The following is a 14,868-nucleotide window of genomic DNA, read 5'->3' on the forward strand; positions in this document are numbered from 1 at the left end:
GATGACACACGATAACAAACTGCAGGTTGAAGCCATCAAACGTGGCACCGTGATTGACCACATTCCCGCACAGGTTGGTTTTAAGCTGCTGACGCTGTTCAAACTGACGGAAACCGACCAACGTATCACCATCGGTCTGAACCTGCCGTCTGGCGAGATGGGCCGTAAGGATCTGATTAAAATCGAAAACACGTTCCTGACCGACGAGCAGGTAAACCAGCTCTCCCTGTACGCCCCGCAGGCAACGGTAAACCGCATTGACGATTACGACGTAGTGGGTAAATCACGTCCGAGCCTGCCTGAGCGTATCGATAACGTGCTGGTTTGCCCGAACAGCAACTGCATCAGTCATGCTGAGCCGGTTTCTTCCAGTTTTGCAGTGAAAAAACGTGCCGATGACATCGCACTCAAATGCAAATACTGTGAAAAAGAGTTTTCGCATTATGTGGTGCTGGCCAACTAATTGGGGTTGGTTATGAGATCCCGGCTCCCGTTACACATAAGCATTCGCAATGCATCGAGGCGGCAAGTCCGATTATCACTGGGAGCATAGTAAACTATGTGACCAGGGTAAGAGGACGTAGCCAACGAAGAGGCAGTGTGAAGGATGACGTGTATAATGGGCGGGAACATTCTACTACCGCTGTAAATTCAGGAGAAATCATGAGCAAGACTATCGCGACGGAAAATGCACCAGCAGCAATCGGCCCATACGTTCAGGGCGTTGACCTGGGTAGCATGGTAATCACTTCCGGTCAGATCCCGGTCGATCCGAAAACCGGTGCCGTAGCGGAAGACGTATCCGCTCAGGCACGTCAGTCGCTGGAAAACGTAAAAGCTATCGTTGAAGCAGCAGGCCTGAAAGTGGGCGACATCGTAAAAACGACCGTTTTCGTTAAAGACCTGAACGATTTCGCCACCGTAAACGCGACCTACGAAGCATTCTTCACCGAGCACAACGCGACCTTCCCGGCGCGTTCTTGCGTAGAAGTTGCCCGTCTGCCGAAAGACGTGAAAATCGAGATTGAAGCGATCGCCGTTCGTCGCTAAGTCTCCTTGTGCCGGATGGCGGCTTCGCCTTATCCGGCCTACGCAAGCGTAGTTTGTAGGCCCGGTAAGCGTGAGCGCCACCGGGCATTTATCACATCACGCCAAACAATTTCGGCAGGAACAGCGAAATCGCCGGAATGTACGTCACCAACATCAACACCAGGAATAGCACAAGGTAGAACGGCAGCATCGCCTTTACCACCTGTTCTATTTTCTGCTTACTCACCGCACTGGCCACAAACAGCACTGACCCTACCGGCGGCGTAATCAGGCCGATCCCTAAGTTCACCAGCATGATCATGCCAAAATGGACCGGATCAATACCGAGCGCGTTGGTCACCGGCAGCAGAACCGGCGTCAAAATCAGGATCAGCGGCGCCATATCCATCAGCGTGCCGATCAGCAGCAGCATGATGTTAATGCACATCAGAATGACGTATTTGTTGTCCGAGATGCTGGTGAAAGCTTCAGTGATACGCATCGGCAACTGCATATAGGTCATAACGGCGCCGAACGCAGCGGCAAAGCCTATCAGGATCATGACGATCGTGACCGTTTTCACCGTGCGGAACATCAGCTTTGGCAGCTCAGACCATTTATAGTCACGATAGATAAACATGGTGACAAAGAAGGCCCAAAGGCAGGCAATCGCCGCAGATTCCGTCGCGGTAAAGATACCTGACAGGATGCCGCCCATGATGATCACAACCGTCATCAGGCCCCACAGCGTATCGACGAAAATCTTCAGCGCCTGGCGAAACGGTACGCGTTCCCCTTTTGGATAACCGCGCTTGTGCGCAAAAGCCACGCACATCACCATCAGACTGAAACTTAACAGCAGGCCCGGCAGGATCCCGGCGATGAACAGTGCGGCAATCGACACCGTTCCGCCTGTAGCCAGCGAGTAAATAACCGAGTTATGGCTGGGCGGCGTAAGAATCGCCTGCACCGAACCACTGGCCGTTACCGCCGCGGCAAAGTCGCGCGGATAACCTTTTTTATCCATTTCCGGGATCATTACCGAACCAATGGATGCGGTATCCGCTACAGACGATCCAGAAATAGCGCCAAAAAAGGTTGATGCCACAATGTTTACCAGCGACAGTCCGCCGCGAATAAAGCCAACAAAAATATAGGCAAAGTTCACCAGTCGCCGCGCAATTCCCCCTTCGGCCATAATAGCCCCGGCCAGAATAAAGAACGGGATCGCCAGCAGGGAGAACTTATTCACCCCGCTGGTCAGTTGGATCATCACCGCTTCCAGCGGAATATCAATGTACCAGGCGCCAATGATGGCGCTAATCCCTACCGCGTACGCTACCGGTACCCCAATTGCCAGCATAATGCCGAGCGTAAAGACGAGAATAAATGCATCCATCTGCTTTCCTTTCTGAAATGGGGGCGGTAACTAGCTGGTCGATCCCAGCATGACAACGGGACGTTGGTACTGTGGACCACGGAAAATCTTTTCTGCGATAAACAGCAGCGTTATGGCAGAGCCAATCGGCAATGGAAGGTAGTTTTGCCCGGCGCTTAAAAGCGGGAATTCGGCCACGGGCTGTCCCCACAGCTCAAGACAGAGATTGGTTCCGTACCAGAGGATAAAAAGGCTTATCGCCACTAACATAACGTCAGCGATTACAGAGCAATAACGGCGGGAAGCATCACCCAGACGGTCAATCACCATACTTACCGCGATATGCGAGCCTGCACGATAGCTCACCGCCGCGCCAATAAAGGTGAATGTCACCATACACAGAATAGCGACGGGTTCAGGCCATGACAGGGCGTTATTCAGAACATAACGCGCGAATATACCAATGGGGATAATGGCGACCATGACTAATAATGCGATACCGGCAATCCACATTGACACCCGATAAAGAAAATCCATTACCGATGAATAGCATTCACCCATAATCATCACCTCGAATTAATCAAAAGATTCAGGCGGAGGGTTGATATCCTCCACCTGATGAATTACTTCACATCCTGAATTCGTTTGATCAAATCCTGGTGGTCTTTACCATAATTATCCCGCACTGACTGCGTGGCTTTATAGAAATAGTCCGTATCAATATCGTGGAACTGAACGCCGTTGGCTTTCATGGTCTCCAGCGATTTTGCATTATAATCCTGCCAAAGTTTTCGTTGCTCTACCTGTGCTTCTTTGGCGAGTTTAATAATGAGGTCCTGGTCTTCTTTTTTTAACTTATCCCATTTGGCTTTCGAGAACAGAAAAAGCTCAGGAATAATAAAGTGTTTGCTCCAGGTATAGTTTTTCACGACCGGCAAATAGTTATGCGCAACAAACGTTGGCGGGTTATTTTCCGTGCCATCAATAACGCCGGTCTGCATGCCGCTAAATACTTCACTAACGCCCATGACAACGGAATTCGCGCCCATCGCTTTCAGGGTATCCAGCGCTATCGGACTCCCTTGAACACGGATTTTCATACCGTGTAAATCTTCCGGTTTCACCACTGGATTTTTGGTGATCAGGTTGCGCGTTCCGGCATCCATCCAGCCGAGGAACACCAGCCGCGATTTGGCGTTGGCCGTCAGGCGGTCGCCAATCTCCTGACCAATCATGCCGTCGAGAACCTTATGCAGATGGTCTTCATCACGGAAAATATATGGCAGGGTAAACACGTTAATTTCAGGGAGAATAGCGGCGACTGGCGTCATTGAGACACGAATAATATCGATAGCGCCTAATTGTGCCTGCTCAATCATCTGTTTTTCGTCGCCTAACACACCACCGGGAAAGGTTTTAATCTCCAGACGACCTTCGGTGGCGGCGCTAAGTTTTTCCCCCATATGTTTCACGGCAACAACGTTCGGGTAATCAGCCGGATGCACATCTGCGGCGCGAAAGGTTTGTGCCAGCGTTGCATGACTCGCCAGTAATACAGACGCGCCAATACACAGACTTAACAGGTTTTTTGTCAGTTTCATTTGTCCTTCTCCAGAAGTTCATAATATCCATTAACAGGAATAGCTTGCAGAGCAAATGACTGCCGGAATTAAAAACGGGCAGCGAGAAACTTTCTTAACGACGTTACCTGCGCAGACTAACTGGTGTAACAATTTATTTCGATGACTACGTTCACAAAAAATCGCAGGCAGTTAAATTTTTTAGCACGCTGTTTCATTTTTGAAATGCAGATCGTTTTATTGATAAAAAAACAACGCAAGAAAGGCGATTTGATACTAACAACCCGCGTTAGTATTTCAATAAAAATAAAACACCAATATTTCGGGAGAATATCTTTCGAATGAAAAAGAGAAATGCAGGATGGTATTAACACCATCCTGCAGAAGAGAAGTTGAGGATTACTGCCAGCCGTAGCGGCGGCTATAAAAACCTTTCACAAGCTGGGTTAATGTCATGTAACCCGCCAGAATTGCAATCAGCCACGGGAAGTAGCTCAGCGGCAGCGCCTGCAATTGCAGATAGCTGGCCAGCGGCGAGAACGGTAATGCAATGCCCACCACCATTACCACCAGCGTCATCAGCATCAGCGGCCATGCGGCGCGGCTTTGGATAAACGGCACGCGACGGGTACGGATCATATGCACAATCAGCGTTTGCGACAGCAGGCCCACCACAAACCAGCCAGACTGGAACAATGTCTGATGTTCAGGTGTATTGGCATGGAAGACGAACCACATCAGGCAGAAAGTCAGAATGTCAAAGATAGAGCTGATCGGTCCAAAGAAGATCATAAAGCGGCCCAACTCGGCGGGATTCCAGCGCTGCGGCTTTTTGATCTGCTCTTCATCAACGTTATCAAACGGAATCGCCACCTGGGATACATCATACAGCAGGTTCTGAATCAGTAAGTGCAACGGCAACATCGGCAGGAACGGTAAGAAGGCGCTCGCCACCAGCACGCTAAACACATTACCGAAGTTAGAACTGGCCGTCATTTTGATGTACTTCAGCATGTTAGAGAAGGTACGGCGTCCTTCGATTACCCCTTCTTCCAGCACCATCAGGCTCTTTTCCAGCAGGATGATATCAGCCGCTTCACGGGCAATATCAACCGCGCCGTCAACGGAGATACCAATGTCCGCCGCGCGCAGCGCCGGGGCGTCGTTAATGCCATCCCCCATAAAGCCGACCACATGACCTTCGCGCTTGAGCAGCGTGACAATACGCTCTTTGTGCATTGGTGTCAGGCGGGCAAACAGCGTGGTGCGCTGAGCAAGCGTTGCCAGTTCGTCATCGCTTAACCCCTCAATGCTGCTGCCGATCACCACATCGCCCGCATCCAGCCCCACTTCATGACACACTTTCGCCGCCACCAGCTCGCTATCGCCCGTCAGAATTTTCACCGTAATACCGCTGGCTTTCAGCGCCTTAAGCGCCGGTGCGGTGGTCTCTTTCGGCGGATCGAGGAACGCGATATAGCCTTCGAGGATCAGATCGGATTCGTCAATACGCTGGTAATCACCTTCACGCGCTGGCAGGTATTTCGTCGCCACCGCCACCACGCGCAGCCCCTGGCGGTTCAGCGTGTCCGTGACGCGTTTCACCCGACGCAGCATGTTGTCATCTAACGGGACTATCTCGCCGTTGTGACGCACCTGGGTACACACGCTGAGGATCTCCTGCAGCGCGCCTTTACAGACCAACTGGTGCACATCGGTTTCTTCTGCCACCACCACCGACATGCGGCGACGTTCGAAATCAAACGGGATCTCATCGATTTTTTGCCAGCGGGTAGAGAGCCGACGGGCGGATTCTTCGTCCACGCCTTCCAGCACTGCCGTATCCAGCAGATTCTTCAGCCCGGTCTGGTAGTGGCTGTTCAGCCACGCAGAATGCAGGACGTGTTCGCTGGGCTTTCCAGATATATCAGTATGATTCTCCAGCACTATTTTATCTTGTGTCAGCGTGCCGGTTTTATCGGTGCACAGAATATCCATCGCGCCAAAGTTCTGGATAGCGTCGAGGTGTTTAACGATGACCTTTTGTTTTGACAGCTTCACCGCCCCACGCGCCAGCGTCGAGGTGACGATCATCGGCAGCATTTCTGGAGTCAGTCCCACCGCCACAGACAGCGCAAACAGCGCCGCTTCCCACCAGTCACCTTTGGTGTAGCCATTAATGATAAGCACAATCGGCGCCATCACCAGCATAAAGCGGATCAGCAGCATGCTGACGCGGCTGATCCCTTTCTGGAAGGCATTCTGCTCGCTTTCCTGCTCGCTGACGCGGCCCGCCAGTTGCCCGAACCAGGTATTGGCCCCAGTCGCAATCACGATGGCCTGTGCCGTGCCGCTCACCACATTGGTGCCCATAAAGCACAGGGTATCGCATTCCAGCGGGTTGCTTTGCTGCGGGTCGCGGCTGGTTGCAACTTTCTCTACCGGCAGCGATTCACCGGTCAGCGAAGCCTGAGCCACGAACAGGTCACGAGCCTGTACCACGCGCAGATCGGCCGGGATCATATCCCCTGCCGCCAGTTTGATAATATCGCCAGGAACCAACTGATCGATCGGCAGTTCAACCCAACCGTTCTCCCCTTTCTCGTTGATAACGCGCAGCACCGTGGCGGTGTTGCTGACCATCGCTTTCAACGCATCCGCCGCTTTGGTGGAACGTGCCTCCTGCACAAAATTCAGCAGCGTCGAGATGGCGACCATCAGCGCGATGACGCCGGCAGCGAACAGATCCTCAGTGGCATAGGAAATCGCACCAAGGATGGTCAGCAGAATATTAAACGGGTTGCGGTAGCAGACCCACAGATGCACCCACCAGGGCGACGGCTTCTGCGCCGGCAACTGGTTTTCGCCATGGATTTCGCGAGCTTTCTCGACTTCTGCGGCGTTCAACCCTTCTGGGTGCGCGCCGAACGTTTTCCACAGCGCTGCTTCGTCCATCAGCGCCATTTTCAGGCAATGTTCGCTCAGCGAGGGTGGGATCGGCGTGCTGGCAACGGTCTGCGCATTGGGTAGCGGATCGCGATGCACCAGACGATGCGGTAGATGGCGGTTTAGCCGGGCAAATAGCTGGCGAGTAATATTTTTGAACATAGGCAGTCCCCCTGCACCAGTATAAACAGGCGCAGTAAATCCTTCAGGCGTGGCAAAGCCTTGCCTGATGGCAATCTCAAAATCGTAACAGGGACGTCAGAACGTCACTGTCTTACGCATCCGGTAAGACAGTGAAAGACAGGCTTACCGGAAAGGGTTGTTTCTCCGTCTCGGGAGAGGGGTGGGATCGGGATCCATATAGCCTCCGGTAAGTGAAAGATTTGCGCTGCGGATTATACGCAGAAAACCATAAGGTTTGTGGCAATTATGGCGGTATGATACAGCACGGAAACTAAACCAAATGTATACCAGACTTTGCCCATTGCACTGCGCTTGAGTAAAGTTATTCTCTATTTGGCATAACTTCACACGCAACATGGGAAAACAGGATGCAAAATCGGCTGACCATTAAAGACATCGCCCGCTTAAGCGGTGTGGGAAAATCAACCGTTTCCCGTGTGCTCAACAATGAAAGCGGCGTGAGTGAACGCACCCGCGAGCGCGTTGAAGCGGTGATGAATCAGCACGGTTTTTCCCCTTCCCGCTCCGCACGCGCCATGCGTGGGCAAAGCGACAAGGTAGTGGCGATTATCGTCACGCGTCTGGACTCGCTTTCGGAAAATCTCGCCGTGCAGACCATGCTGCCCGCCTTTTATGAACAGGGTTACGATCCGATCATGATGGAAAGCCAGTTCTCACCCGAACTGGTTGAAGAACATCTCGGCATGCTCCGACGCCGTAATATTGACGGCGTGGTGCTGTTTGGTTTTACCGGCATTACTGAATCCATGCTCACCACCTGGCAGGATTCGCTGGTGCTGCTGGCAAGAGATGCCAAAGGCTTTGCCTCGGTCTGCTATGACGATGAGGGTGCCATTCGCACCCTGATGCAGCGTTTATATGAACGCGAGCATCGCCATATTAGCTTTCTTGGCGTTCCTCATAGCGACGTGACCACCGGTAAGCGCCGCCATGAAGCTTATCTGGCATTCTGTAAGAAACACAAACTGCATCCGGTTGCCGCGCTGCCGGGTCTGGCCATGAAGCAGGGCTATGAGCAGGCCGCCAGTGTCATCACCCCGGAAACCACCGCATTAGTCTGCGCGACGGACACCCTCGCCCTTGGGGTCAGCAAATACCTGCAGGAGCAGCGAATTGAGAACCTGCAGTTGGCGAGCGTGGGCAGCACGCCGCTGATGAAATTCCTCCATCCGGAAATTATCACCGTCGACCCAGGATACGCCGAAGCCGGGCGACAAGCGGCCTCACAGCTGATCGAGCAGATCAACGGCCGCAGCGAACCACGACAAATCGTTATTCCTTCCACCCTCTCCTGACCGCTTTCTGAGCGTTAATTTGTGATCTTCGCTGCGTTTCGGGAACGTTCCCATTTTTAAATATTCATCGACGATATACTCTGGCGCCAACAACGCGAGAGTTGCCGGATGGCGACCTAACGCGTCTTATCCGGCCTACGGGGAACACACGTCATCATGAGCAAAATAAAACAAGCAGACATCGACCGGCTGATTGAGCTGGTAGGCGGGCGCGACAATATCGCCACGGTAAGTCACTGCATTACTCGCCTGCGTTTTGTGCTGAATCAGCCTGCGAACGCCAGGCCGAAAGATATCGAACAGTTGCCGATGGTCAAAGGCTGCTTCACCAACGCCGGGCAATTTCAGGTGGTGATTGGCACCGAGGTAGGTGATTACTACAAAGCACTGCTGGCAACTACCGGACAAGCCAGCGCCGACAAAGAGCAGGCGAAAAAAGCGGCGCGGCAGAATATGAAATGGCATGAACAGCTGATTTCTCATTTTGCGGAGATCTTCTTCCCGCTGCTGCCCGCGCTGATTAGCGGCGGCTTGATCTTAGGCTTCCGTAACGTGATCGGCGATCTGCCGATGAGCAATGGCCAGACGCTGGCGCAGATGCATCCTTCGCTGAAAACCCTTTACGACTTCCTGTGGCTGATTGGCGAGGCGATCTTCTTCTATTTGCCGGTCGGAATCTGCTGGTCGGCGGTGAAGAAAATGGGCGGTACGCCGATCCTCGGTATTGTGCTGGGCGTAACCCTGGTTTCACCGCAGTTAATGAACGCTTATTTGCTCGGTCAGCAGGCACCGGAAGTGTGGAACTTCGGCCTGTTCAGCATTGAGAAAGTAGGCTACCAGGCGCAGGTCATTCCGGCATTGTTGGCCGGGCTGGCGCTCGGGTTTATTGAAACACGCATGAAGCGCATCGTGCCGGATTACCTGTATCTGGTGATCGTCCCGGTGTGTTCGCTGATCCTTGCGGTATTCCTTGCGCACGCCTTTATCGGTCCGTTTGGCCGCATGATCGGCGACGGTGTCGCGTTTGCGGTCCGCCATCTGCTGACCGGCAGTTTTGCTCCGATTGGCGCGGCCCTGTTCGGCTTCCTGTACGCCCCGCTGGTGATCACCGGTGTGCATCAGACCACGCTGGCTATCGACATGCAGATGATTCAGAGCATGGGCGGCACGCCGGTATGGCCACTGATCGCACTGTCGAATATCGCTCAGGCTTCTGCGGTGGTCGGGATCATTATCTCCAGTCGCAAGCACAACGAACGTGAAATCTCCGTTCCTGCCGCGATCTCTGCTTATCTTGGAGTAACTGAACCAGCAATGTACGGGATCAACCTGAAATACCGCTTCCCGATGCTGTGCGCGATGATCGGCTCCGGTCTCGCCGGACTGCTGTGCGGCCTGAACGGTGTGCTGGCAAACGGGATTGGCGTCGGCGGTTTGCCGGGCATCCTCTCCATCCAGCCGACTTATTGGCAGGTATTTGGCATGGCGATGGTCATTGCGATTGTTATCCCAATGATACTGACCTCATTTGTTTACCAGCGTAAATACCGTCTGGGCACATTACAAATTATCTAACTTTTCTTCGGGGCGCAGTTGCGCCCCAGCGTATTTCCAGGAAACAACCATGAATATTCCCCACTGGCGGCAAAACGGCGTTATCTATCAGGTTTACCCCAAGAGTTTTCAGGACACTACCGGCAGCGGCACCGGCGATTTACGCGGCGTGACGCAGCGTCTCGACTATCTGCAAAAACTGGGCGTTGATGCCATCTGGCTGACGCCGTTCTATATTTCGCCGCAGGTTGATAACGGCTACGACGTCGCGGATTACCTGTCTGTCGATCCGGCCTACGGTACGCTGGAAGATTTTGACGAACTGGTGGCGCAGGCGAAAGCGCGCGGCATCCGTATTATTCTCGATATGGTGTTTAACCACACCTCAACCCAGCACGCCTGGTTTCGTGAAGCGCTGGATAAAGACAGCCCGTATCGTCAGTTTTATCTCTGGCGCGACGGCACGCCAGACAGCCCGCCGAATAACTGGCGTTCCAAATTTGGCGGTAACGCCTGGGGCTGGCACGCCGAAAGCGAGCAGTACTATCTGCACCTCTTTGCTCCGGAGCAGGCCGATCTGAACTGGGAAAATCCGGCGGTACGCGCCGAGCTAAAAAAAGTCTGTGAGTTCTGGGCCGATCGCGGCGTGGACGGATTACGCCTCGACGTGGTGAATCTTATCTCTAAAGATCAGGACTTCCCGCACGATCCCGACGGCGATGGGCGGCGTTTTTATACCGACGGCCCGCGCGCGCATGCGTTTTTACGCGAGATGAACCGCGACGTCTTCACGCCACGCGGCCTGATGACGGTGGGCGAGATGTCTTCCACCACACTGGAAAATTGCCAGCAGTACGCCGCGCTCGATGGCAGCGAACTGTCGATGACCTTTAACTTTCACCACCTGAAAGTGGATTACCCCAACGGTGAGAAGTGGACGTTAGCCAAACCCGATTATGTCGCGCTGAAAACCCTGTTCCGTCACTGGCAGCAAGGCATGCACAATCAGGCCTGGAACGCGCTGTTCTGGTGTAACCACGATCAGCCGCGCATCGTGTCGCGTTTTGGCGATGAAGGTAAATACCGCATTCCGTCGGCCAAAATGCTGGCGATGGTGCTGCATGGCATGCAGGGCACGCCCTATATCTACCAGGGTGAAGAGATCGGCATGACCAACCCGCACTTCAGCCAGATTACCGATTATCGCGATGTGGAAAGCCATAACATGTTTGCCGAACTGAACGGTCAGGGGCGGGATGCCGACGAACTGCTGGCGATCCTCGCCAGTAAATCCCGCGATAACAGCCGCACGCCGATGCAGTGGGATGCCAGCCAACACGCGGGCTTTACCGAGGGCGAGCCATGGATCAATCTGTGTGACAACGCGGCGGAGATCAACGTGGTTGCAGCACTGAACGATACCGACTCGGTGTTCTACACCTATCAGAAACTGATCGCATTGCGCAAAGCGGAGCCAGTTATTACCTGGGGCAACTATCAGGATCTGTTACCGGACAGCCCACATCTGTGGTGTTACCAACGCGAGTGGCAAGGGCAGCGGCTGCTGGTCATTGCTAATCTGAGCGATACCTTCCAGAACTGGCAGCCAGTCCAGGCCGATGGAAACTGGCAGGTGCTGATGCACAACTATGCCGAGGTCGCCAGCCAACCTGGGGACATGACACTACGTCCTTTTGAGGCCGTCTGGTGGTTGCAGAAGTAACGCCGCAAAGATACGGATAAGCATCTTTATCCGTATCTTTTATTATTCAATTCAGGAGTGACGTATAGCGATACCTGAAATGTACCATGATAAAATTTACAAGCGCTGGAGAATAAAACAAAAATACCCCTGCCTCTTATTATATAACCCGGCAGGATATTATGAAAAATCTTATTAGAACATGTTCTCTTTCAGCATTACTGATTAGCAGCCAGGGATGGTGTGGAAATACTGCTGTTGATTTACGCTTTGGTCATAACACCAACTCTGACGTTAATGACTCACGTATTAAAGTCATGCACCAGGCCGATAATGGATTTTATTTTTCCGTTGAGGCTGCACAAAATCACAATGACACATTTTTTGGCGATACCGATCGTAACGACCCCGATGATAAAGGTGTCACTGAAGCCGCTCAAGAAATAGAAACACGCTGGCGTTTTGATTTAGGCGATGGTTATGCAATTGCGCCGGGGATGGTTACTGTATTTACCACCAGCAACACGCATTACCGTCCCTTTATTCAGGGATGGAAGTCTTTTGATAATGGACTTAATCTCTCCGCGCGTTATCGCTATAACACCGTAAATGACTCACACAGTGACAGAGAATTAGACGGCAGCGGTTACACTCGCCGTCAATCTCACCAGTTCGATATCTGGTTTGCCTATAATATCGGCAAGTTTGGCATGTCTTATAATCCCCGCTTCCGCTGGCAGGATGGTGTCGACCAGGGAACGGGTGATGATACGTATTGGGAGCATACCGTGGCGTTCAATTATAAACTGGACGATGGCTGGACCCCGTATGTTGAGCTAGTGTCTCTTGATAAAACCTACATCAATGACCACGGAAATCATGAAAATGATTACGCCGTGCGTCTGGGTATCGTTAAGCAACTCTGATGTTTTACGCCGCATCGTGTTGCAACAAATAGCAACCGATGCGGTCAACAACGGTCAACAACTCCAGTTGACCTTCCCGTTGGTACAAGGAAATCGCATCGATATCAATGTCCAGGGGCCAACACAGCGTAGCCAGCGCCGCTAACGACGATTCTCTCCTGGTAATCGCAATTATTTTTAGCCCTTTTCGCAAAGCATTTCTTGCCATCTCAACTAAAGAAGCGGTTTCTCCCGATTTACTGATCAGCACCAGCGTTCCTCGCGAGACCCGGGTAAGCTGATGAATATCATTGAGAATTAAATGGGGTAAACTCGCCAGTGAAAGAAAGCGAGAAAGGTAATTCAAACTGGTCAGCGATGCACCACGTGAATATAAAAATATATGACTTGAATTACTCAGCAGGTTACATAATTGTATAATTAGTTCTGTTTTTTCGTTGCCAACACTATATTTTACCGGTTCGGCAACACGTCTGTCTCGTGAAAATTTATAACGCAGTTCGGTATAACTCTGATACCCCATTTTCTTACACACCCGATTCACCGACGTCGTCGTCGTGAAGGTCTCGGTCGCAATCACTTTAGCGGAAATATCAGAAATTTCATGTGCATGGCACTGTATATATTCGAATATTAATCTTTCACTACCTTGAAAAGAATTCATAAAACAGCACTCTTTAACTAAAGATAGAATAATCATACTCGTATCTTATACCTGACACTGCAATGCGAATCACACTATCAGGATACAGGTATGCCCATACGCAATTAGTATCACCAAACGTTTAATGGTTCTTTTATTTCTCTTTATAATTTCCGCAGTCCTATTTTTAGAGATTTTACAATGACAAAACTAAAAATTGTTGCAGTAACGGCGTGCCCTACAGGTATCGCCCATACATTTATGGCGGCCAACAAAATTGTCACCTGGGCGAAAGAAAATGGCTTTGACGTTAAGGTAGAAACACAAGGAAGCGATGGGGTCAAAAATAAGCTTTCCCGGCAAGATATCGCCAGCGCTGACGCTGTCATACTGGCAACGGACGTTCCTATCCAGGATGCTGAACGATTCGCAAACACGCTACATCTTAAAATTCGTACCCAGGAACTGATTAAGAATACCGAGCGCTATATTCGCCAGGCGCTAGCCTTGAGCAAAGGCTCCACCCAAATAACTGACGAACCCGAAGAGCATCGTTCCGCATGGCAGATATTTATTGGCCATATTATGGCAGCAATCAGCTATATGCTGCCTGTTGTCGTTCTCGGTGGATTACTTATGGCGGTGGCGAAAATAACCGGGCAATTTATTCCCATCGCCGGAACGCCGTTCGAGGTGCTGGATAAACTGGGCTTTATGGTCATCAAGTTTATGTACCCGGTATTTGCCATGTACCTCGCCTTTTCAATTGCCGGGAAACCCGCACTGATACCTGGTCTTATCGGCGGAATTATGTCTGACGAAGTCTACAAGCGCTTTTTTAATCTCGAAGGTTTTATGCCCTCGGGATTCTTTGGCGCAATCGCCATCGGCTTTTTTGTCGGTCATCTGGTGCAATGGCTCAACGATACAATAAAAGTACGTCAGCAAATCACCACCATAAAAACCATGCTGATCGTGCCGCTGTGTACCGGTATTACACTGGTTATTGTGATGCAGTATCTGATTAACCCCATTTTTGGCGCGCTGAATCAGGCGATGGTGGCCTTTTTTACTTCCGCCGGAGAATCCGGGCGCAGCTTTTACTCGCTGATGATCGCAGCAGGTACCGCTTTCGACCTCGGCGGGCCAATTAACAAAGCTGCGGGGTCGGTGGCGCTGGGACTTAACGGCGTGAGCGATACCTTCGATTTGACAGCCAGAGAACTGGCTATCGTCATCCCTTCAATCGGCGTCGGCATTGCTGCATTGCTCAATAACCGCTTCGGTCTTCCTGATGTGTTCAATAATGAAGAAAAAACTATCGGTAGTACCTCACTACTGCTGGGATTCATTGGCATTTCCGAAGGCGCGATCCCCTTTATTCTGAAAAACCCGCGTCTGATCCCCGTCTTTATGGTCGGCGCAATGTCTGGCGCATTCATCGCCACAACGTTAGGTGTCAAACAATCCTTACCGCTACCTGCCGTTTGGGGATGGCCGCTCGCCACCAACGTCACCGGCTATCTGGTAAGCGTTTTCGCAGGCTCTCTGGTGTGCGCGTTGGGCGTACTTTTCTTCAGCCCGAAACTGGCAACAAATTCAGGAAAGTAA

13 protein-coding genes are annotated in these 14,868 nt (G+C 51.8%); 7 read left to right on the forward strand and 6 right to left on the reverse strand.

Annotated features, from left to right (window positions below; genetic code table 11):
• Position 1: 1 nt before the first annotated feature.
• Both pyrI and ridA read left to right on the forward strand, forming a co-directional pair.
• Positions 2 to 463, forward strand: a complete 462-nt coding sequence (pyrI, locus tag SK34_RS20365) for an aspartate carbamoyltransferase regulatory subunit (protein WP_003025816.1) — start codon at positions 2 to 4, stop codon at positions 461 to 463.
• A 200-nt stretch (positions 464 to 663) separates the two neighbouring features.
• Positions 664 to 1,050, forward strand: a complete 387-nt coding sequence (ridA, locus tag SK34_RS20370) for a 2-iminobutanoate/2-iminopropanoate deaminase (RefSeq protein WP_000047544.1) — start codon at positions 664 to 666, stop codon at positions 1,048 to 1,050.
• A gap of 91 nt (positions 1,051 to 1,141) precedes the next feature.
• Here ridA and SK34_RS20375 read toward each other — a convergent pair whose 3' ends face one another.
• From SK34_RS20375 to mgtL, 5 genes are all read right to left on the reverse strand, one after another.
• Positions 1,142 to 2,428, reverse strand: a complete 1,287-nt coding sequence (locus SK34_RS20375; RefSeq protein ID WP_003839607.1) for a TRAP transporter large permease — start codon at positions 2,426 to 2,428, stop codon at positions 1,142 to 1,144.
• Positions 2,429 to 2,458: 30 nt separating this feature from the next.
• Complete coding sequence (locus SK34_RS20380) at positions 2,459 to 2,968, reverse strand: TRAP transporter small permease (protein WP_003839606.1); 510 nt, start codon at positions 2,966 to 2,968, stop codon at positions 2,459 to 2,461.
• 62 nt (positions 2,969 to 3,030) lie between these two features.
• Positions 3,031 to 4,008 carry a TRAP transporter substrate-binding protein gene (locus SK34_RS20385; protein WP_003839604.1) on the reverse strand — a complete coding sequence of 326 codons (978 nt, stop codon included), beginning with the start codon at positions 4,006 to 4,008 and terminating at the stop codon, positions 3,031 to 3,033.
• Positions 4,009 to 4,386: 378 nt separating this feature from the next.
• Positions 4,387 to 7,095, reverse strand: a complete 2,709-nt coding sequence (gene mgtA, locus SK34_RS20390; protein WP_048234075.1) for a magnesium-translocating P-type ATPase — start codon at positions 7,093 to 7,095, stop codon at positions 4,387 to 4,389.
• A gap of 144 nt (positions 7,096 to 7,239) precedes the next feature.
• Complete coding sequence (gene mgtL / locus SK34_RS25230; RefSeq protein ID WP_099975506.1) at positions 7,240 to 7,473, reverse strand: mgtA regulatory leader peptide MgtL; 234 nt, start codon at positions 7,471 to 7,473, stop codon at positions 7,240 to 7,242.
• Between the two features lie 11 nt (positions 7,474 to 7,484).
• On the opposite strand from mgtL, the gene treR reads away from it, so the two are divergent.
• The 4 genes from treR (at position 7,485) to SK34_RS20410 (ending at position 12,614) form a co-directional block, all read left to right on the forward strand.
• Positions 7,485 to 8,432, forward strand: coding sequence for a trehalose operon repressor TreR (gene treR, locus SK34_RS20395; protein WP_003025788.1), 948 nt, complete (start codon positions 7,485 to 7,487; stop codon positions 8,430 to 8,432).
• 156 nt (positions 8,433 to 8,588) lie between these two features.
• Positions 8,589 to 10,007 (forward strand): PTS trehalose transporter subunit IIBC, encoded by a 1,419-nt coding sequence (gene treB / locus SK34_RS20400; RefSeq protein ID WP_044713092.1) that lies wholly within the window; start codon positions 8,589 to 8,591, stop codon positions 10,005 to 10,007.
• 49 nt (positions 10,008 to 10,056) lie between these two features.
• Positions 10,057 to 11,709: an alpha,alpha-phosphotrehalase gene (gene treC / locus SK34_RS20405; RefSeq protein ID WP_048234077.1), complete on the forward strand. Its 1,653-nt coding sequence runs from the start codon at positions 10,057 to 10,059 to the stop codon at positions 11,707 to 11,709.
• 161 nt (positions 11,710 to 11,870) lie between these two features.
• Complete coding sequence (locus tag SK34_RS20410) at positions 11,871 to 12,614, forward strand: oligogalacturonate-specific porin KdgM family protein (RefSeq protein WP_003839593.1); 744 nt, start codon at positions 11,871 to 11,873, stop codon at positions 12,612 to 12,614.
• 4 nt (positions 12,615 to 12,618) lie between these two features.
• Here SK34_RS20410 and SK34_RS20415 read toward each other — a convergent pair whose 3' ends face one another.
• Positions 12,619 to 13,278, reverse strand: coding sequence for a MurR/RpiR family transcriptional regulator (locus SK34_RS20415; protein ID WP_003839591.1), 660 nt, complete (start codon positions 13,276 to 13,278; stop codon positions 12,619 to 12,621).
• A 180-nt stretch (positions 13,279 to 13,458) separates the two neighbouring features.
• On the opposite strand from SK34_RS20415, the gene SK34_RS20420 reads away from it, so the two are divergent.
• Entirely contained in the window at positions 13,459 to 14,868 is a 1,410-nt protein-coding gene (locus SK34_RS20420) for a PTS fructose transporter subunit IIC (protein WP_071593166.1), read from the forward strand.

Origin of the sequence: Citrobacter sp. MGH104, from assembly GCF_001034485.1 — a bacterium.
Taxonomy (GTDB): Bacteria; Pseudomonadota; Gammaproteobacteria; order Enterobacterales; family Enterobacteriaceae; genus Citrobacter; species Citrobacter freundii.